An 18,307-nucleotide genomic window follows, 5' to 3' on the forward strand; every position below is an offset into this window, starting at 1 on the left:
GGATAGCGTCGATACCCCTCTGCAAGTGAATCCCGACTAACCGAGTGCGGTAAACTGCGTGCTCAGCCGACGCGGAAGGGGAGCGAGACGATGGTGTCCCAGCGCCGCACCGCGGACGGTCCGACCGCGTCCACCGAGCGATCCCGCATGAAGGCCGAGCGCCGGACCAACCTCGTCGACGCCGCCGCCGTCCTGGTCGCCGAGCGCGGCTACCACGGCCTCCGCCTCGAGGACCTCGGAGCTGCCGTCGGAATCAGTGGGCCGGCCGTCTACCGACACTTCCCCAACAAGGAAGCCGTCCTCGTCGAGCTGCTCGTCGGGATCTCCGAGTACCTGCATTCCGGTGGAGCCGCGGTCGTCGCTGCAGGAACGCCGTCTTCTCTCGAGACGTTGAGAGCACTGGTCGACTTCCACCTCGATTTCGCCCTCACCTCACCCCGACTCATCGAGATCCAGTTCCGTGACCTCGCCAACCTCCCTGCGGACGCGCAGCGGACGGTGCGGTCTCTGCAGCGTCGATACATCGAGATCTGGGTGCGGACGCTGCGGGAGATCGACCCGGACCGCACCGAGGACGACGCACGAGTACAGGCCCACGCCGCGTTCGGATTGCTCAACTCGACACCGCAGTCCGTGGGACGTGTGTCGATCACCCTCCTGCGGCGTCGACTGTCGAGGATGGTCCTGCGCGCCCTGGAGATCGACGACCTGCCCGTCACGACAACCCCGCCCGTCACGACAAGCCAGTTCACCAGCAGTGAGGAATCAGCATGACCGCATCATCACGCCCCACATCCGTCATCGTGGCGGGCGCACGCACCCCCGTCGGCCGCCTCCTGGGGTCGCTGTCGACCCTCTCCGGCTCCGACCTCGGCGGCGTCGCCATCGCCGGTGCACTGGAAAAGGCCGGAATCACCGGTGACCAGGTCCAGTACGTCATCATGGGCCAGGTCCTCACCGCCGGCGCAGGTCAGATCCCCGCACGTCAGGCGGCTCATGCCGGTGGCATCCCGCTCAGCGTTCCCGCCCTGAGCATCAACAAGGTGTGCCTGTCGGGTGTCGACGCCATCGCCCTCGCCGATCAGCTCATCCGCGCCGGGGAATTCGACATCGTCGTCGCCGGCGGCCAGGAGTCGATGTCCCTCGCCCCGCACATGCTCGAGAAGAGCCGCAGCGGATTCAAGTACGGCGACGTCACCATGAAGGACCACATGGCCTACGACGGCCTGTACGACATCTTCACCGATCAGGCCATGGGCGCACTGACCGAGGACCGCAACGCCGACACGCAGTTCGTCACGCGCGAGGAGCAGGACGCGTTCGCCGCTGCGTCGCACCAGCGCGCCGCGCAGGCATGGAAGAACGGTGTCTTCGACGACGAGGTCGTGCCCGTCAGCATCCCGCAACGCAAGGGCGATCCCGTCGTCGTCACCAGCGACGAGGGCATCCGCGCGGACACCACCGCCGAGAGCCTGTCCAAGTTGCGCCCGTCCTTCGACAAGAACGGCACCATCACCGCCGGTTCCGCATCGCAGATCTCCGACGGCGCCGCAGCGGTGGTCGTGATGAGCCGCACCAAGGCCGAGGAGCTCGGTCTGACCTGGCTGGCAGAGATCGGCGCCCACGGCGTCGTCGCAGGACCCGACTCGTCGCTGCAGTCCCAGCCCGCCAACGCCATCACCGCTGCGTGCGCCAAGGAAGGCATCGCTCCGACCGACCTCGACCTCGTCGAGATCAACGAGGCCTTCGCCGCAGTCGGCATCGTCTCCACCCGTGAACTGGGCATCGACGCCGACAAGGTCAACGTCAACGGCGGCGCCATCGCGATCGGTCACCCCCTCGGCGCGTCCGGCGCACGCATCGCCCTGCACCTCGCCCTCGAGCTGAAGCGACGCGGCGGCGGAACCGGAGCCGCAGCCCTGTGCGGCGGCGGCGGTCAGGGCGACGCCCTCATCCTGCGGGTTCCGTCCGCCTGATCAGTCCGTCTGCGCGCGGAGGTAGCGGCCGAAGTGCGGGACGGTGAACCCGATGGACCCGCGCTCGGCGGAGTAGATCAAGCCCTTCTTGATCAACCCGTCGCGCGCGGGTGACAGCGAGGCAGGCTTACGGCCCAGCTCCACCGCGATCTTCGCGGTGGAGACGGGGCCGTCGTCGCCCGACAGGTCCGCCATCGCGCGCATGTACTCGCGTTCCGCGGGAGTTGCCCTCTCGTAACGGGATCCGAAGAATCCGACGGCCAATTCGTCCTCCGCGGTCGGTGCCGCCACCCGGACGTCGTCGACGGTGATCGGGCTGTCCGCCGCGTGATCCCAGGTCGCCTTGCCGTACGCCTGCACGAAGTACGGGTATCCGTCGGCGGCCTCGTACAGCGCATCCAGCGCCTCGGTCGTGTACTCGACGTCCTCACGTTCCGCGGGAGCGATGAGCGCACGATCTGCCGAGAGGCGATCCAACCGATCGATGCGGTGGTAGCTGAACAGCCGCTCCGAGTAGCTTTTCGACGCCGACAGCACGGCGGGGAGGTGCGGCAGCCCGGCTCCGACGACGATCAGCGGCGCGGCGTCCTGACTGAGTTCGTGGCAGGCACCGCAGATGGCCGAGATGTCCTCGGTCGCCAGGTCCTGCATCTCGTCGATGAAGATGGCGATGCCCACGCCGACATCTCGGGCGAGAGATGCTGCGTCCATCAGCAATTCGACCAGATCGATCTCGATGTCGCCGGTGTCGGCGCGGCCCTTCAGCGCCGGGGCGTCGATCCCCGGCTGCCACTTGTCCCGCATCCCCTTGTCGGCCGATGCGCGCAACGCGAACGATTTGAGGACGCCGAGGAACTGGTCCACACGCTCGGGATCACGGTGCGCCACAGCGATTTCCCGCACCGCCATGTGCAACGCGGACGACAGGGGGCGGCGCAGGTCCTGATCGGGTCGAGCCTCGATCTTCCCGGTGCCCCACTTGCGTGAGATGGCGGCCGACCGCAGATGGTTGAGCAACACCGTCTTGCCGACGCCGCGCAGACCGGTGAGCACGACGCTGCGTTCGGGGCGACCGCGAGCGATGCGCTCGAGCACCACATCGAAGGCGTCGAGTTGCTTCGACCGCCCCGCGAGCTCGGGTGGCCGCTGACCGGCGCCGGGTGCGTACGGGTTGCGAACGGGATCCATGACGGGACGGTAGCAACGATCGTAGCCATCTCTGCGACTCTCTAGCGCGTGTCCTAGAACCGAGCAGAAAGATATGTCTTGCCTGTGACCTCGATGAACGGCTAACCTGGAGCCATGTCGCGCATTCTCGTAGTTCGTCGCCGCAGCGGGGTCTGATCTCGGACCGACCCCCCGCTGCGGGTCGTCGGGTTGCGTGTCGGTCCTTCCTCTTCTCGGAAAGACCTCGCTATGAGTACCAGCGCACATTCCTTCACGCCGGATTTCTTCTCGCACAATTCGGCTGCCATTCATGCCTCCTCACCCCTGCCGCACGGTTTGCGCGCGGAAGCTGACGGCATGTTCTTCGCAGAGTTCGCCCGCACGTATTCGCCGACTACAGGTCCGATCCGGCTGGGTTCCGCGGAGTGCGCTCCGAAGGGCGCGGGCCGGTTCGAATTCACGGCCACTCTCGCCGTCGGCGACACGATCCGTAGCTCGTCGGTGACCTGCCACGGCCCCGCCGAAGCATTCACGTCGATGCTCTACGACGCCGGGGTGAACCTCGAGATCCTCTCGTTCCACCAGCAGATCACCGAGACGGGAATCGTCACGTTCATTCGCGGACAGCAGGATTCACGCATCGCGTGGGCGATGGGCACCGGATCGAATGCGACCGAGGCGACCGCGAAGGCCCTGGTGGCCGCGGCCAACCGCACCGCCTGAGTCAGGAGAGCAGTCGCGCGAGTGCGTCGTCCCAGTCGCGCTCGCGCGTCCGGTCGTAGACGCGCACGAGGGCCGAGCGAGTGACGACCAGGGCCAAAGCGATCAGGCCGATGAGGGCTCCCGCGCCGAAGACGCTGACAACGGCGACGTCGACACCTGTCGGCGGCGGCGATGTCCGACGGCCCTGGTCGTCGACGGTGATCGGCAGGGTCGTCCCTGCCGGGCTGTGGGCCGCAACCGGGACGGACCCGACGTGCTTCGTACCGTCGAGGGTCCACGTCGCGGGAGTGAGCACCGTCGGTTCGACGGGGGAGAACTGATCGGACGCCACCACGCCGGCAGGCGCCTCGATGGTCGTCGACGCCTGGACCGTCGAGGTACGGGCGGCCAGTTCCAGGGCGGACGACTGCTGCGAGTGGAAGAGAGTCACGCCGACGACGACGGCGAACGGCACGGACATCAGGAACAGCGTCACCAGGATCCGGTGCATGCGCGCCTCCGCTCGGTCGACGGGACGCATCAGCGGATGTCGAGAATCGAGCGGTCGTCCGGACGCATCCGTCCGACGTGCAGTTCTCTTGTTGTCCGCCATGTGGATGTCCTGACTGAGTGTCGCGCCGCGAGCGGCGTCCGAGGTTCCGACCTCTACCGAGGGTCCCGTCCCGTCGACGTCCTCGCAAGGTAGTTCGTTTCACATCACATGTGTTCCCGGTTACCCGAGGTGCTTTACCGTTACCGTCTGTCATAGTAATCTGTGTAAGCCGGACCACAGCCGGTGATCATGCATCGAAAGGACCTGCCATGACGGCCGACGCCGACAACTTGGTGCTGCAGGCACGCGACGTCCATTTCGACTGGGACGACCTCCCGATGCATTGGATCCCCGACGAGCCGTTCTCCACACATGCGCTCAACGTTCTGCATCTGCTGTTGCCCGCCGGCGAGGAATGGTTCGTCGAGACGTTCCGTCAGGCACTGCCCTTCATCGAGGACGAGAAGCTCCGCGACGACGTGATCGGCTTCATCGGCCAGGAAGCGATGCACTCGTCCGCCCACTCCGGCGTTCTCGAGCACCTCCAGCGCAGCGGCCTCGACCCCACGCCGTTCACCGACCAGATGAACTGGGTCTTCGGCAAGGTTCTCGGTCCGCGGCCCGTCACCAGCAGCCGCGAGAAGAACTACCTGGTCGAACGCCTGGCCATCATTGCCGCCATCGAGCACATCACTGCCTTCCTGGGCGACTGGGTGCTCAATGCCGAGGGACTGGACCGCGCCGGCATCCACCCGACCATGCTCGACCTGCTGCGCTGGCACGGGTCGGAGGAAGTCGAGCACCGGTCCGTCGCCTACGAGACGATGCGCTACTTCGATCGGCGTGAGGTCCGCCGGCTGCGGACGCAGGCCCTCGCCGCACCGCTGCTGGTCTACCTGTGGATCCGCGGCACCCGCTTCCTGATGCAGAACGACCCGACCCTGGCCGATGCACCCGCGTCGCATCGCCGACCCACGCCACTGGCATGGCGTCGTGCTGCCAAGAAGGGCACGGTGCCGGGACCCATCGACCTCGGCCTGCGGCTCTCCCGCTACTTCCGACGCAGTTACCACCCCAGCCAGGAAGGCTCGACCGCTCAGGCCGTCGCGTACCTGGCCTCGTCGCCCGCCGCGCGGGCCGCGTCGCGATGATCGACGCGCCTCGCGACCTCCGGGGCCGCCCACGCTCGGACCGGGCTCTCGGTCTCATCGGGCTCGTGGTCGGTAACTACCTCGGCGCCCTGTCGCGCATGCCGTACGACTCCCGGGTCGCACTCCGCCCGCCGGACACCGCGGCGACTCTCGTCGTCGATGCGGCCGTACCGATCACCGCCGACGGTGACGTCGTGCAGATCGACCTCGTCGACGTCGGCGGCTCTCCGCTGCCTCGGTGGCAGCCCGGGTGCCACATCGACATCCACCTCGACGGCGACGCGAACGGACCGCTCCGACGGCAGTACTCGCTGTGCGGCGACCCCGAGGACACCTCGCGCTACCGGATCGCGGTGCGCCACATCGGGGCCGTCTCCGCTCGGATGCATGCACTGCGCGTCGGCGACACCGTGACCGTGCGCGGTCCACGCAACGCATTCCTGTTCGCCGGGGAACCCGCCGTCCACTTCGTCGCCGGCGGCATCGGCATCACCCCGATCCTTCCGATGGTCCGCGCCGCGCGCGATGCCGGCCTGGACTGGACCTTCGTCTACTGCGGCCGCTCCCGGGACAGCATGCCGTTCCTGGAGGAGATCGAGAGCTGGGGCTCCTCGCGCGTTCGCATCCTCGACGGCGGAATCCCGACTGCTGCAGATCTTCTGGGCGCCGCGCCGGCGAACTCGGCCGTGTACTGCTGCGGCCCGACACCCATGCTGAACTCGGTGCGGACCTCGTTCGCCGACTGCGGGGCGTCCGCCCTGCACTTCGAACGGTTCGGAGCACCCCCCGTCGTGGGTGGAACCCCGTTCACCGTCACCCTCGCACGCAGTGGGCGCACCCTCGAAGTACCCGCGGACCGGTCGGCGCTGTCCGTCATCGTCGACCAGGATCCCACCGTCGCCTACTCGTGCCGCCAAGGGTTCTGCGGTACCTGCAAGGTGCGCGTCCTGGCCGGCGAACCCGACCACCGCGAGACCCGACTCGATCCCGCCGAACAGCGAGAGCACATGCTGCCGTGCGTCTCTCGTGCATACTCCGACACGTTGACCCTCGACCTCTGAGAGAAGAGAATTCCGCGATGACCGTTACCGACGTACGTTCGACCGTCTCGAACGGCGACGTGGACCTCGCGGTCTACACCTCGGGCACCGCCGACGGGCCGACGATCGTCCTGGTGCACGGGTGGCCCGACAGCCACACACTCTGGAATCACGTCGCGGCTCTGCTGGCCGATCGCTACCGCGTCGTCACCTACGACTCGCGCGGTGCAGGTGACTCCACCGTTCCGGCCCGCACCCGGGACTACAGCCTGGCGCACATGGCCTCGGACCTCCGCGCGGTCATCGACGCGGTGAGTCCCGATGCGCCGGTGCACATCCTGGGTCACGACTGGGGCGCCGTCGAGGCGTGGGAACTGGTCGCCGAAGCCGATGCACCGCTCCGCATCGCGTCGTACACGTCGGTGTCCGGCCCCAACCTCGACCATCTCGCGCTCTGGGCTCGATCACGGCTGCGCCGCCCGACCCCCCGCAATCTGGCGCAGGTGTTCGCGCAGACGCGCGCGTCCTGGTACACCGTCACCTTCCACATCCCGCCGCTCGCTCGCCTGCGGATGTACCGGATGAAGCGCAAGGGGTGGACCCAGTTCATCGGAGAGTTCTCCGACGTTCCCGCCTCGATGGTCGACGAGTCACCGACACTGCTGGACGACGCCTGGAACGGTCTGCGTATCTACCGGGCGAACCTGCTGCCTCGTTTCCGAAAGCCGCGTCGCCGCTACGTCACCCTCCCGGTGCACCTGATCGTGAACACGCGGGACGCTGCCGTGCGCCCGTTCCATTACGACGACACCGAGCGGTGGGTCGCGGAGCTCTCGCGCACGGATCTGGATGCAGGACACTGGTCTCCGCTGTCGCACCCCTGGGACATCGCTCGGATCACCGCCGACTTCGTCGACCGCATCGAAGCGACGCGTCAGACCGCGTCGACGTAGACCCAGGCTCCGTCGACGCGGGAGAACGTGCTGTTCTCCCGCTGCGAACCCGGCCGGCGCGCACCGGCGTCGCGGAAGTGTGCGACGAAGTCGACGGTGCCGGTGGTGTGCAGCATGCCGCCGCCCGTCGTGCCCAGGATCTCGAGGCCCGTCCATTCGCGGCGGTCATCGAGGTCCAGGGACGACGGTCGGGTGTCGGGATGCCATGTGCGCAGCAGGTAGTCGGCGTCGAGCACGGTGAACGCCGTGTACCGCGAGCGCATCAGACGCTCGGCGGTCGGCGCACTGATCCGGCCGTCGAGCAGCGGTCCGCAGCACTCGGACATCGGGACGGGGCGGCCGCAGGGGCAAGCGTCGGGCACGGCTGTAGAGACTACGGTCCGCGCAGCGGATCGAGATGCGCCGCCGTGCACGTAGACGCACCCGATCGTACGAATTTCTGCCAGATGGCAGAACATCCCCTCAAAAGGTGGCGAAACGTGCATCGCTCGCCTGCAACGACGGTCGAGCGTTCGACAGCAGGTTCTGCCGTGATCTACCACTATCGCTAGATACTTGTATATCGACCTGTGCACGCAGTGTTCCGGAATATTGCGCGGTCAGCCCCGCCGAACCCCGCGTCAGCTCGGCAGCATCCCGAGTTTCGTGACGGCGTCGCGCTCGGCCTGCAGTTCCGCGACGGACGCGTCGATACGGCGCCGGGAGAACTCGCCGATCTCGAGACCCTCCACGATCTGCCAGGCACCGCCGGAGGACCGCACGGGGAACGAGGACACCAGTCCCTCGGGCACTCCGTATGCGCCCGTCGACGGGAGCGCGACGGACGTCCAGTCGTCGGCGGGAGTGCCCAGGACCCAGTCGCGCACATGATCGATGGTGGCGTTCGCCGCGGAGGCAGCGGACGACGCACCGCGTGCCTCGATGATCGCGGTGCCTCGGCGAGCCACCGTCGGCACGAAGACGTCCTCGAGCCAGGTGGAGTCCGCGGCGAACTCGGCGCCCGACCGATCCCCGACTCGCGCGTGGAAGATGTCCGGGTACTGCGTGGCGGAGTGATTTCCCCAGATACTGACCCGCGAGATCTCACCCACCGGGACGTCCGCACGGGCGGACAGTTGCGCGACGGCGCGGTTATGGTCGAGCCGGGTCAGCGCCGTGAACCGATCCGCGGGGATGCTCGGGGCATGCGCCGCGGCGATGGCCGCGTTGGTGTTGGCAGGATTGCCCACGACCACCACCCGGATGTCGGACGCGGCGCCCGCCTCGAGAGCGGCGCCCTGCGGCCCGAAGATCGACCCGTTGGCCTCGAGCAGGTCGGCGCGTTCCATCCCTGCGGTGCGAGGACGAGCGCCGATCAACAGCGCGACGTTCGTTCCGTCGAAAGCGTCGACCGGGTCGTCGTGGATCTCGACCGACCGAAGCAGGGGGAACGCACTGTCGTGCAACTCCATCGCCGTGCCCTCGGCTGCTCGCAGTGCCGGCGGGATTTCGAGAAGCCGCAGCGTGACGGACGTGTCCGGACCGAGCATGGCACCCGATGCGATGCGGAACAGTGCCGCGTAGCCGATGCTGCCGGCCGCGCCCGTGACGGTGACGATGCTGTGCGTCATGTGAACTCCTTCGTTCCCTCCGACCGTAGATCCCGCAGCCGACCGAGTGCACGGATGTGTGTCGGACTGCACCGGATCACCGTCCATCGGGCTCTCTTCGGCTTTCTAGCTCGCGAGCAAGAAAGACGAATATCGACCTGCGTTCGCCCGATTTGCCCAACACCCGATCCTCGTCCACAGTGACGCCATGACCCTGTCGGACAGTTGGGCCAGCAAACAGGCCACGGTGACGCGCGTGGGGGCGGCCGAGGCCGTTCTCCGTGAGCTCCGCTCGGCGATCGAGAGCGGCGAGCTCGAGGTCGGCACGCGCCTGCCGTCCGAGGCTGCATTGGCCACACGGTTCGGTGTCAGCAGGTCCGTCGTCCGGGAGGCGCTGCGGTCGACGACCGCTCTCGGTCTGACCGAGACGCACACGGGCAAGGGCACGTTCGTCCTCGCGTCGACGGTGGAGACCAACGCCGTCTTCGGCAATCACTCGGTGGCGTCCCTGCGCGAGGCCCGACCCCACATCGAGGTGCCGGCAGCCGCACTGGCGGCAGAGCGCCGTACTCCGGAGCAGATGGCTGCCATGCGCGCGTTGCTGCAGACGATGATCGCGGAGACCGACCCGAAGGAGTGGGTGCGGCTCGACGCCGAGTTCCACCTGCTGATCGCCACGGCCAGCGGCAACGACGTGTTCGCCGCCGTCATCGCCGAGATCCGCGAGGCGCTGGCGCAGCAGTCCGAAATGGTCAACCTGCTGCCGGATCGCCAGCACCGCTCCAACGTCGAGCACGAGAGCATCGTCGACGCCATCGAGTCCGGGTCCGGCGAGGCCGCATCGGACGCGATGGACCGGCATCTGACCCACGTCCAGGACGCGATCGGACAGCTCCGCGGCGACTGAGCTCGTGGCCGGGAGCACCGCCGTCTGCCCGTAGAATAACCAGGTCACACGGCCGTCGCGCCCACACCGGGAAGGTTCACCATCACACAGCCACCAGCCCTCCACAACGTCGAGACACCGGACGTCTACCTCGTCCCGCCGGACGGCGACGAGATCGAACGCGCACGGGTGGCATCGGCGGCATCCCGAGCCCGTCTGACAGAACGCTCGGACATCTCGCTGGTGAAGGACAAGTTCGCGTTGTCCATCACGACGACCACTCCGCACGAGGCCATGGTCGAGGACCTGCTCTTCGTGCGCGACGTCCTGGATGCGACCGCGATCGAGTACCTGCTGGTGCGTGGCAACGACGAACGTCCGGTCATCGCGATCGATCGACACGACCGACCCACGCTTCGCGACGCCCTGGTGGCAGCCTGCGCGAACGAGCCGTTCTACTCCAAACCGATGGACGTCAAGGGCGGCACCGCGCTCCTGATCGCCGACGGACTGCTGGCCTCGGCGTCGCAGGCGCGCATCTTCCGGCTGTTCCGTCCACGAGCGCATCGCACCAGCGGATTGTTCTACGGCTCCGCCAAGGGCATTCAGGTCGAACTGTGGGAGTTCTCCGACGACACCATCGTGCTGCCCGTGGAGAACTCGCTGACACGGCGCACGATCCGGGAGGACGAGGCGGTGCGCGGCACCGTCGAACGTTTCGGTCGGCACTGGCCCACCATCGAGAACATGTTCGCCGATCACGCATCGGACATCGACTTCGACATCGACCTGGTCTTCTCGTGGGTCGACGGCTCGGACGCCGAGTGGCAGGCAGAACGCGCCGCGCACCTGCGCGAGTTCGTCGTCGGCGAGGGTGACGACCACGAGGCGCGGTTCCGTCAGATCGACGAATTGAAGTACGCGCTGCGCTCGGTGCATCTGTACGCGCCGTGGATCCGGCGGATCTTCGTCGTCACCGACTCACCGAAACCTGCATGGTTGGCCGAGCACGCCGACGTCACGTTCGTGCGCAGCGAGGAGTTCTTCACCGACACCTCGGTGCTCCCGACGTACAACTCTCAGGCAGTCGAGTGCCAGCTGCACCACATCGACGGTCTCGCCGAGCATTTCCTGTATTCGAACGACGACATGTTCTTCGGACGCCCGGTGGGCCCGCAGATGTTCTTCTCGCCCGGCGGGATCAGCATGTTCGTCGAAGCGGGAACTCGAATCGGGTTGGGCAGCAACGACGAACAGCGCAGCGGCTTCGAGAATGCCGCCCGCGTGAATCGACGGCTGCTGCACGAGCGGTTCGGCCGCATCACCACCCGGCACCTCGAACATGCGCCGGTTCCGTTGCGGCGCAGCGTGATGTTCGAGCTCGAGAAGGAATTCCCGGACGAGTTCACCGCCACTGCGGGCAGCAGATTCCGGGCGAGCTCCAACATCTCGGTGACCAATTCGCTCTATCACTACTACGCGCTGCTCACCGGCCGTGCCGTGGTGCAGACTCGCGCTGCCGTGAAGTACGTCGACACCACGATGCGCAGTGGACTCCGCGACATGGATCGCCTGCTGGCGAAACGCTCGATGGACTTCTTCTGCTTGAACGACGGCAGTTTCCCCGAGATCGGCGCCGACGAGCGCGCCACGAAGGTCACGGCGTTCCTCGAGACGTACTTCCCCGTTCCGGCACCGTGGGAGCAGAACTAGCGCTGAGTGGCCAGCTTTCCCGGAGCATCGGCGATGACGATTCCGGCGTCGTGCAGACGTCGGGCGGTCTCGTCGGCCGAGACGTAGGTGCCGACCGTCGTTCCGGTCCCGATGGGGACGACCGAGTGCACGACGGTGTCCTCGTACAGGTGCACGAGGTTGTATGCCTGGGCTCCGTCCCGTCCGCGCTGCGCACCGACGGGCACGTTCAGGTCCTGGGTGTAGCAGGTGGCAGAGGCGACGGACACCGGGATGCCGGCGAACGTCGAACTGGTGGAGTAGTGCAGGTGGCCCGCGAGAATCGCACGCACGTCGGTGCCCGCGAGAACGTCGGCGAGGGATTTCTGCTGCCGGAGTTCGACCAGCACCGCCAGATCCTGGACGCAGGGGACCGGCGGGTGGTGCATGGCCAGGACCGTGCCGTAGGGAGCCGGTGACGCGAGGACGTCCGCGAGCCAGCGCAGTTGAGCCTCGGACACGGCTCCGTAGTGGTGCCCCGGCACTGTCGAGTCGAGCGTGATCACGCGGAGGCCGCCCACGTCGTAGACGATGTCGACCGGATCGGCGGAGCCCTGTTCGTCCAGCAGCGCCCGTCGGAACGTCGTCCGATCGTCGTGGTTGCCCATCGCCCAGACCACTTGCGCGCCGAGCGCATCCGCCACCGGCTCGACCATCGCGCGGAGCGACCGGTAGGCGTCGGACTCGCCCTTGTCGGCCAGGTCGCCGGTGAAGACCAGCGCATCGGGACGGGCGCCGCTCGCCTCGAGCTCGTCGAAGATCTGACGCAGCCGCGCCTCGCTGTCCACGGCGCCGTACAGCTCACCGTCGACGACGAGGTGCGTGTCGCTGATGTGCAGGAGGAAGTGCTCGGGCCTGGGGTGCTCGGAGGTACGCCAGGTGTGCTCGGCCGACTCCATGAGTTCTCGCTTCCCGGTGCTGCCGCATCGCCGTTCGGCGCGTGGCATGAAGCTGTCCGGCTCCGCGGGAGAGCCGGGCACCGTCCACCCTAACCACACCGGGTGTCGGGCTGCCGAACGGAAGGCGACACGGGGTTGACGGCATACCGTAGGGGGGTATGGTAGGTCTCATGAACACGAAGACAGTCACCGTCGTCGGAATGACCTGCCAGCACTGCGTCTCGGCCGTGACGGAGGAGGTCGGCGCCCTGGACGGAGTCACCGGAGTGACGGTCGACCTCGCCTCCGGACGTGTCGATGTCGCGTCGGACACACCCATCGACGACGCTGCCATCGCCGCCGCAGTGGACGAGGCCGGGTACGAAGTAGCGCAGCCGTGACCACCGGGGAGAAGGCTGCGAACATCCAGCTCGACATCGGCGGCATGACCTGCGCGTCGTGCGCCAACCGCATCGAGAAGAAGCTCAACCGCCTCGACGGGGTGACGGCCACGGTCAACTACGCCACCGAGAAGGCGAGCATCGTCAGCGACGGGGCGGTCGGCCCCGAGGACATGGTGGCCGCGGTCGAGAAGGCCGGATACACCGCGACCGTCCCGCGCAAGGACGACCCGGCGGACACCGCCGCGCCGAGCGATCCGCTCCGCACACGGCTGATCGTGTCCGCGGTGCTGTCGATCCCGGTCATCGCGATGGCCATGATTCCCGTCCTCCAGTTCGACAACTGGCAGTGGCTCTCGCTCACCCTCGCCGCACCCGTCGTCGTGTGGGGCGGACTGCCCTTCCACCGCGCTGCCTGGACCAACCTGCGTCATGGCGCCGCGACCATGGACACGCTCGTGTCCGTCGGCACGCTGGCCGCCTTCGCGTGGTCCCTGTACGCCCTGTTCCTCGGTCACGCCGGCATGCCGGGCATGCGGCACGCCTTCGAGTTGACCGTCGCACGCACCGACGGCAGTTCGAACATCTACCTCGAAGCCGCCGCGGGAGTCACCACCTTCCTGCTCGCCGGCCGCTACCTCGAGGCACGGTCCAAGCGCAGCGCCGGCGCTGCCCTGCGCGCGCTGCTCGATGTCGGCACCAAGAACGTGACCGTCCTGCGCGACGGCCGTGAGTCGAGCGTCCCCGCCGAGTCGGTGGTGGTCGGCGACCGCCTGCTGGTCAGGCCCGGCGAGACCATCGCCGTGGACGGCACGGTCGAGAGCGGGACATCCGCAGTGGACACCTCGACGATGACGGGTGAGTCCGTCCCCGTCGAGGTCGGTCCCGGCGACACCGTGATCGGCGGAACCGTCAACGTAGGCGGCGCACTCACCCTGCTCGCCGAGCGCGTGGGGTCCGACACCAACCTGGCGCGGATGGCCCGCATCGTCGAGGACGCTCAGAACGGCAAGGCCGAGGCGCAGCGCCTGGCCGACCGTGTCTCCGGCGTCTTCGTCCCGGTGGTGATCGGGCTGGCACTCGCCACCCTGGTCGCCTGGGTGCTGCTCACGGGCAGCTGGTCCGCCGCCTTCACTGCGGCGGTGGCCGTCCTGATCATCGCGTGCCCCTGCGCCCTGGGTCTGGCGACACCCACCGCTCTGATGGTCGGCACGGGTCGCGGCGCCCAACTCGGCGTCCTGATCAAAGGCCCGGAGGTGCTCGAGCGCACCCGCGTGGTCGACACGATCGTGCTCGACAAGACCGGCACGGTGACCACCGGGATCATGAGCGTGCGCTCGGTGGTCGGCGACGATGTCGACACCGCACTGCGTCTCGCGGCGGCGGCGGAGTCGGGTTCCGAGCATCCGGTCGCGCGGGCCATCGTCGACAAGTACCGGGCGTCGTTCGGCGAGCCGGTGGAGGCGACCGAGTTCACGACGACGGCCGGTCGCGGAATCTCCGCACTGGTCGAGGGACACCGCGTCGTGGTCGGACGTCCCGGCCTCGCATCGTCGGGATCGTCGACCACAGACCTCCCCGACGACCTCCGACGCGCGTTCACCGACGCCGAGTCCGGGGGCGCGACCGCCGTGGTGGTCGCATGGGACGGTCAGGACCGAGCAGTCGTCGCCGTGGCCGACTCGGTCAAGGAGACCTCGGCCTCCGCTGTCGCGGGTCTCCGCAGACTGGGCCTGGAGCCCATCATGCTCACCGGGGACAACGAGTTCGCAGCTCGCGCGGCGGCCGACGCCGTCGGTATCGACACCGTGATCGCAGGAGTCCTCCCCGAGCAGAAGGCGGACGCGATCCGCGAGCTGCAGGCGTCGGGCAAGACCGTGGCGATGGTCGGGGACGGCGTCAACGATGCTGCCGCGCTGGCGACATCGGATCTCGGACTGTCCATGGGCACGGGGACGGACGTCGCCATCGAAGCCGGTGACCTCACTCTGGTCCGAGGCGACCTGCGCGTCGCCGTCGACGCCGTACGCCTGGCACGGGCCACACTGCGCACCATCAAGGTCAACCTCTTCTGGGCGTTCGCCTACAACGTGGCGGCCATCCCGCTCGCAGCAGCCGGTCTGCTGACCCCGATGTTCGCCGGTGCAGCGATGGCGCTGTCGTCGCTGTTCGTGGTGACCAACAGCCTGCGCCTACGGTCGTTCCGCTCCACCATCTGACTCAGGGCAGGAGCAGGGCGCGAACTCTGCTGTCGCGCAACCACACCCCGAGCCACGCGAAGATCCCGACGTAGACCGCGAACAGGACGGTCGAGACCAGCGGTTGGTCGGTGCGCCAGTTCGTGATCACCGCTCCGCCGAGGTAGCCGGTCAGCAGGACGGCGCCCAGCGGAGCAGTGCGGGGAATCGCGTACAGCACGATGATGATCAGCGCGATGATCCCGATCTTCGGCGCCATGTCCACGGGCAGACCCAGGTCGGCGGACGAGGTCTTCACCACGTCCAGGTTCAGCAGGTGGATGATCGAGTCGAACAGCATGAAGGCGATGACGAGGAGGCTGATGATCCAGCCCGCTCGGACGGCTCCACGGGAGGGAGCCGACGTGGTGGTTCGCGTGAGGTTCGTAGTCATAGTTCTGATGACCACGGCGGGTCCCGGAACTCATCACGGAGCCCCGGAAAATTTCCTCGGCGAGTCGTCCCTGCGAGGACTATCCTCCTCGCATGACTGCGACGCAGGAGCTCGGCAGCGACTTCATGACCCTCGCGGAACCGTATCGACGCGAGCTCCTGGCGCACTGCTACCGCATGACCGGATCGATCCACGATGCCGAGGATCTGGTTCAGGACACCCTGGTCAGAGGGTGGAAGGGATACGCGAACTTCAAGGGCGACTCGTCCCTGCGCACATGGCTGTACCGCATCGCCACGAATACGTGCCTCACCTCGCTCGAAGGTCGCAAGCGCCGGCCGCTCCCGTCGGGGCTTGGCACGCCGTCGTCGGATCCGTCGGACGAGCTGGTCGAGCGCCACGAAATCGCGTGGCTCGAGCCGGCGCCGCCGTTCGGCGATCCTGTCGACGACGACCCGGCGTCGATGGTCGGCTCGCGAGAATCGGTGCGCCTGGCGTTCATCGCCGCGCTCCAGCACCTGTCCGCTCGGCAGCGCGCCGTGCTGGTGCTGCGAGAAGTACTGCAGTGGAAAGCATCCGAGGTGGCAGAGCTACTCGGTACGACGCCGGCGGCAGTCAACAGTCTGCTCCAGCGTGCACGAGGGCAGATCGACGCGATCATGCCCGACGAGAACTCCGTGGTGGAGCCCGAGTCGGCGGAAACACGCGAACTACTGAAGCGGTACGTCGACGGATTCGAGAACTACGACATCGACGGCATCGTCAAGCTCTTTGCCGCAGAAGCGGTCTGGGAGATGCCCCCGTTCGTCGGGTGGTACCGCGGCCCGGTCGACATCGGCGCCCTCATCTCGACGAAGTGCCCCGCGACCGGCCCCGAGTCGATGAGAATGATGGCGACCACCGCCAACGGGCAACCGGCCTTCGGCCTCTACATGCTCGGAGAGGACGGAGTGCATCATCCGTTCCAGCTCCACGTCCTCGAGGTCGTCGACAATCGAGTCGCCCACGTCGCGTGCTTCTTCGACACGACTCTCTTCGAGCGGTTCGGCCTGCCCGCGGCGTACACCGCGGGCGGCTGAGCGCTCACATGTCGGGAGGAGACGCCTCGCCCGAGGCGACGGCCGGGTCCATCCAGGTCACTTCCCACACGTGACCGTCGAGGTCGCGGAACGACCGCCCGTACATGAAGCCGTGGTCCTGGGGATCCATCCAGTCACTGCCGCCCGCGGCGAGCGCCGCGTCGGCCATGGCGTCGACGGCCTCCTTGCTGTCGGCCGACACGGCCAGCAGCATCTCGCGCGAGGTGGAGAGGTCCGCGACGTCGTCGCGGATGAAGTCCTTGAAGCGCGGGACGTTCAGCAGCATCACGACGGCCTGCTCGTTGATGATCAGGCAGGCGGTGTTCTCGTCGCTGAAGGTGTCGTTGAAGCCGAACCCCAAGGACGAGAAGAACGCGCGGCTCGCGGCGACGTCCTGGACGAAGGTGTTGACGAAGATCATGCCGGACATGGTGTCTCCTGGTGTGGTGTCGTCGGCCCCGGCATCAGGGCCACTCACCACTACCGACACCGCTGACCCGCTAAATTCATCGCGGCCGGTCAGGCTGCGTTCGCGTGCAGGTGCTGCTCCGCGAGCAGCCGGTAGGACTCGAGTCGCTCCTCGCGGTCGTCGACGGCGCTGGCCACGATGACCTCGTCCGCCTGTGCATGTGCGGCGAAACGATCGATGTAATCCGATGCCTCGGCCGGGGTACCGACTGCGGAGTACCGCACCATGCCCTGGATCTGGCGTCCTGCCGGCGAATCCATGATCATGTCGACCTCCTCCTCGGAGAACGACCGACCGCGGCCCACCATCATGACCACGCGACGGCGCACGCTCGCGGTGAAAATTTCCTGCGCACGGGCGGTCGTCGGCGCGACGACCGCGTTGACGGCGGCAATGACGTACGGCTCGGACAACTGTGCGGAGGGGCGGAAGGTCTCGCGGTAGACGGCTACCGCTTCCTCCAGCGACTCGGGGGAGAAGTGCGACGCATTGGCGTAGGGAAGTCCGAGCTGCGCGGCCAACTGCGCACCGAACAGCGAGGATCCGAGAATGTAGAGCGGCACCTCGGTGCCCGCTCCTGGGATGGCCTGCACCCCGGGAACACGACTGGACGACGACAGATATCCCTGCAGTTCGAGCACGTCCTGCGGGAAGGTCTCGGCGGACGACGGGTCACGGCGCAGCGCGCGCATGGTGGTCTGGTCCGAGCCGGGCGCGCGCCCGAGTCCGAGGTCGATACGGTCGGGGTGCAGTGTCGCGAGTGTCCCGAATTGCTCGGCAATGGTCAACGGAGAATGGTTCGGGAGCATGACTCCGCCACTTCCCAGACGGATGCTCGACGTGTGCGCTGCCACGTGTGCGATCAACACCGACGTCGCGGACGACGCGATGGACGGCATGTTGTGGTGCTCGGCGTACCAGACCCGTCGATAACCACTCGTCTCCGCGAGTTGGGCCAGAGCAACACTCGCGTCGAAACTGTCGCGAGGCGTCGTGCCCTCGCCGACCTGTGCGAGATCGAGTACGGACAGCGGAACAGCCACGAGCGTTCACCCTTTCGACGACAACTACTTCTTCACTGTCGCAACGCTCACCGCCGTC

General features: G+C 67.5%; 19 protein-coding genes. 11 read left to right on the top strand and 8 right to left on the bottom strand.

Features of this window, described 5'->3' with window-relative positions:
- Nucleotides 1-90 precede the first annotated feature (90 nt).
- Together RU01_RS19820 and RU01_RS19825 are read left to right on the top strand one after the other, a co-directional pair.
- Nucleotides 91-774 carry a TetR/AcrR family transcriptional regulator gene (locus RU01_RS19820; RefSeq protein ID WP_082043259.1) on the top strand — a complete coding sequence of 228 codons (684 nt, stop codon included), beginning with the start codon at nt 91-93 and terminating at the stop codon, nt 772-774.
- Nucleotides 771-1,976, top strand: coding sequence for an acetyl-CoA C-acetyltransferase (locus tag RU01_RS19825; protein ID WP_042576277.1), 1,206 nt, complete (start codon nt 771-773; stop codon nt 1,974-1,976). The genes RU01_RS19820 and RU01_RS19825 overlap by 4 nt, the downstream gene beginning before the upstream one ends.
- On the opposite strand, the gene RU01_RS19830 is transcribed toward RU01_RS19825, so the two are convergent.
- A complete protein-coding gene (locus RU01_RS19830; RefSeq protein WP_042576278.1) occupies nt 1,977-3,164 on the bottom strand; it encodes an AAA family ATPase in 1,188 nt (395 codons plus the stop codon).
- Between the two features lie 228 nt (nt 3,165-3,392).
- Between RU01_RS19830 and RU01_RS19835 the strand changes: the two genes are divergently transcribed.
- Nucleotides 3,393-3,866, top strand: a complete 474-nt coding sequence (locus RU01_RS19835; RefSeq protein WP_042576279.1) for an alpha-isopropylmalate synthase regulatory domain-containing protein — start codon at nt 3,393-3,395, stop codon at nt 3,864-3,866.
- Between the two features lies 1 nt (nt 3,867).
- Here the strand turns inward: RU01_RS19835 and RU01_RS19840 are convergent, their stop codons facing one another.
- Complete coding sequence (locus tag RU01_RS19840) at nt 3,868-4,458, bottom strand: Rv1733c family protein (RefSeq protein ID WP_156149009.1); 591 nt, start codon at nt 4,456-4,458, stop codon at nt 3,868-3,870.
- A gap of 209 nt (nt 4,459-4,667) precedes the next feature.
- Between RU01_RS19840 and RU01_RS19845 the strand changes: the two genes are divergently transcribed.
- The 3 genes from RU01_RS19845 to RU01_RS19855 are packed head-to-tail and all read left to right on the top strand — an operon-like array spanning nt 4,668 to nt 7,542.
- Nucleotides 4,668-5,549, top strand: a complete 882-nt coding sequence (locus RU01_RS19845; protein WP_042576281.1) for a metal-dependent hydrolase — start codon at nt 4,668-4,670, stop codon at nt 5,547-5,549.
- Nucleotides 5,546-6,610 (top strand): PDR/VanB family oxidoreductase, encoded by a 1,065-nt coding sequence (locus RU01_RS19850; protein ID WP_042576282.1) that lies wholly within the window; start codon nt 5,546-5,548, stop codon nt 6,608-6,610. The genes RU01_RS19845 and RU01_RS19850 overlap by 4 nt, the downstream gene beginning before the upstream one ends.
- 17 nt (nt 6,611-6,627) lie before the next feature.
- Nucleotides 6,628-7,542 carry an alpha/beta fold hydrolase gene (locus RU01_RS19855; protein WP_042576283.1) on the top strand — a complete coding sequence of 305 codons (915 nt, stop codon included), beginning with the start codon at nt 6,628-6,630 and terminating at the stop codon, nt 7,540-7,542.
- Here RU01_RS19855 and RU01_RS19860 read toward each other — a convergent pair.
- Both RU01_RS19860 and RU01_RS19865 read right to left on the bottom strand, forming a co-directional pair.
- Entirely contained in the window at nt 7,524-7,868 is a 345-nt protein-coding gene (locus RU01_RS19860; protein WP_042576284.1) for a YchJ family protein, read from the bottom strand. The two genes, RU01_RS19855 and RU01_RS19860, sit on opposite strands and share 19 nt — an antisense overlap.
- A 294-nt stretch (nt 7,869-8,162) precedes the next feature.
- On the bottom strand, nt 8,163-9,152 hold the full coding sequence (locus RU01_RS19865) for a malate dehydrogenase (protein ID WP_042576376.1): 990 nt from the start codon (nt 9,150-9,152) through the stop codon (nt 8,163-8,165).
- 187 nt (nt 9,153-9,339) lie between these two features.
- Here RU01_RS19865 and RU01_RS19870 point away from each other — a divergent pair, with 187 nt between their 5' ends.
- A complete protein-coding gene (locus RU01_RS19870; RefSeq protein ID WP_042576285.1) occupies nt 9,340-10,038 on the top strand; it encodes a FadR/GntR family transcriptional regulator in 699 nt (232 codons plus the stop codon).
- A 273-nt stretch (nt 10,039-10,311) separates the two neighbouring features.
- On the top strand, nt 10,312-11,730 hold the full coding sequence (locus RU01_RS19875) for a stealth family protein (protein WP_442970574.1): 1,419 nt from the start codon (nt 10,312-10,314) through the stop codon (nt 11,728-11,730).
- On the opposite strand, the gene RU01_RS19880 is transcribed toward RU01_RS19875, so the two are convergent.
- Nucleotides 11,727-12,647 (bottom strand): phosphodiesterase, encoded by a 921-nt coding sequence (locus RU01_RS19880; RefSeq protein WP_042576286.1) that lies wholly within the window; start codon nt 12,645-12,647, stop codon nt 11,727-11,729. The two genes, RU01_RS19875 and RU01_RS19880, sit on opposite strands and share 4 nt — an antisense overlap.
- Nucleotides 12,648-12,817: 170 nt before the next feature.
- On the opposite strand from RU01_RS19880, the gene RU01_RS19885 reads away from it, so the two are divergent.
- A complete protein-coding gene (locus tag RU01_RS19885; protein WP_042576287.1) occupies nt 12,818-13,027 on the top strand; it encodes a heavy-metal-associated domain-containing protein in 210 nt (69 codons plus the stop codon).
- Nucleotides 13,024-15,246, top strand: coding sequence for a heavy metal translocating P-type ATPase (locus RU01_RS19890; protein WP_269430159.1), 2,223 nt, complete (start codon nt 13,024-13,026; stop codon nt 15,244-15,246). The genes RU01_RS19885 and RU01_RS19890 overlap by 4 nt, the downstream gene beginning before the upstream one ends.
- A 1-nt stretch (nt 15,247) precedes the next feature.
- Here the strand turns inward: RU01_RS19890 and RU01_RS19895 are convergent, their stop codons facing one another.
- On the bottom strand, nt 15,248-15,658 hold the full coding sequence (locus RU01_RS19895) for a DoxX family protein (RefSeq protein WP_042576288.1): 411 nt from the start codon (nt 15,656-15,658) through the stop codon (nt 15,248-15,250).
- Between the two features lie 92 nt (nt 15,659-15,750).
- On the opposite strand from RU01_RS19895, the gene RU01_RS19900 reads away from it, so the two are divergent.
- The gene (locus tag RU01_RS19900; protein ID WP_042576289.1) at nt 15,751-16,737 is read left to right on the top strand and encodes a sigma-70 family RNA polymerase sigma factor; all 987 of its coding nucleotides are present in this window, start codon (nt 15,751-15,753) and stop codon (nt 16,735-16,737) included.
- Nucleotides 16,738-16,741: 4 nt separating this feature from the next.
- On the opposite strand, the gene RU01_RS19905 is transcribed toward RU01_RS19900, so the two are convergent.
- Together RU01_RS19905 and RU01_RS19910 are read right to left on the bottom strand one after the other, a co-directional pair.
- A complete protein-coding gene (locus RU01_RS19905; protein ID WP_042576290.1) occupies nt 16,742-17,167 on the bottom strand; it encodes a VOC family protein in 426 nt (141 codons plus the stop codon).
- A gap of 89 nt (nt 17,168-17,256) precedes the next feature.
- Nucleotides 17,257-18,249 carry an LLM class flavin-dependent oxidoreductase gene (locus tag RU01_RS19910; RefSeq protein ID WP_042576291.1) on the bottom strand — a complete coding sequence of 331 codons (993 nt, stop codon included), beginning with the start codon at nt 18,247-18,249 and terminating at the stop codon, nt 17,257-17,259.
- Nucleotides 18,250-18,307: the final 58 nt, after the last annotated feature.

It is taken from the genome of Rhodococcus sp. MEB064 (assembly GCF_000834565.1).
GTDB lineage: Bacteria > Actinomycetota > Actinomycetes > Mycobacteriales > Mycobacteriaceae > Rhodococcoides.

What these genes read in the sequence shown, in the direction of transcription:
- RU01_RS19820 (WP_082043259.1), top strand. Translation starts at nt 91, where the DNA reads ATGGTGTCCCAGCGCCGCACCGCGGACGGTCCGACCGCGTCCACCGAG.
- RU01_RS19825 (WP_042576277.1), top strand. Translation starts at nt 771, where the DNA reads ATGACCGCATCATCACGCCCCACATCCGTCATCGTGGCGGGCGCACGC.
- RU01_RS19830 (WP_042576278.1), bottom strand. Translation starts at nt 3,164, where the DNA reads ATGGATCCCGTTCGCAACCCGTACGCACCCGGCGCCGGTCAGCGGCCA.
- RU01_RS19835 (WP_042576279.1), top strand. Translation starts at nt 3,393, where the DNA reads ATGAGTACCAGCGCACATTCCTTCACGCCGGATTTCTTCTCGCACAAT.
- RU01_RS19840 (WP_156149009.1), bottom strand. Translation starts at nt 4,458, where the DNA reads ATGGCGGACAACAAGAGAACTGCACGTCGGACGGATGCGTCCGGACGA.
- RU01_RS19845 (WP_042576281.1), top strand. Translation starts at nt 4,668, where the DNA reads ATGACGGCCGACGCCGACAACTTGGTGCTGCAGGCACGCGACGTCCAT.
- RU01_RS19850 (WP_042576282.1), top strand. Translation starts at nt 5,546, where the DNA reads ATGATCGACGCGCCTCGCGACCTCCGGGGCCGCCCACGCTCGGACCGG.
- RU01_RS19855 (WP_042576283.1), top strand. Translation starts at nt 6,628, where the DNA reads ATGACCGTTACCGACGTACGTTCGACCGTCTCGAACGGCGACGTGGAC.
- RU01_RS19860 (WP_042576284.1), bottom strand. Translation starts at nt 7,868, where the DNA reads ATGTCCGAGTGCTGCGGACCGCTGCTCGACGGCCGGATCAGTGCGCCG.
- RU01_RS19865 (WP_042576376.1), bottom strand. Translation starts at nt 9,152, where the DNA reads ATGACGCACAGCATCGTCACCGTCACGGGCGCGGCCGGCAGCATCGGC.
- RU01_RS19870 (WP_042576285.1), top strand. Translation starts at nt 9,340, where the DNA reads ATGACCCTGTCGGACAGTTGGGCCAGCAAACAGGCCACGGTGACGCGC.
- RU01_RS19875 (WP_442970574.1), top strand. Translation starts at nt 10,312, where the DNA reads ATGGTCGAGGACCTGCTCTTCGTGCGCGACGTCCTGGATGCGACCGCG.
- RU01_RS19880 (WP_042576286.1), bottom strand. Translation starts at nt 12,647, where the DNA reads ATGGAGTCGGCCGAGCACACCTGGCGTACCTCCGAGCACCCCAGGCCC.
- RU01_RS19885 (WP_042576287.1), top strand. Translation starts at nt 12,818, where the DNA reads ATGAACACGAAGACAGTCACCGTCGTCGGAATGACCTGCCAGCACTGC.
- RU01_RS19895 (WP_042576288.1), bottom strand. Translation starts at nt 15,658, where the DNA reads ATGACTACGAACCTCACGCGAACCACCACGTCGGCTCCCTCCCGTGGA.
- RU01_RS19900 (WP_042576289.1), top strand. Translation starts at nt 15,751, where the DNA reads ATGACTGCGACGCAGGAGCTCGGCAGCGACTTCATGACCCTCGCGGAA.
- RU01_RS19905 (WP_042576290.1), bottom strand. Translation starts at nt 17,167, where the DNA reads ATGTCCGGCATGATCTTCGTCAACACCTTCGTCCAGGACGTCGCCGCG.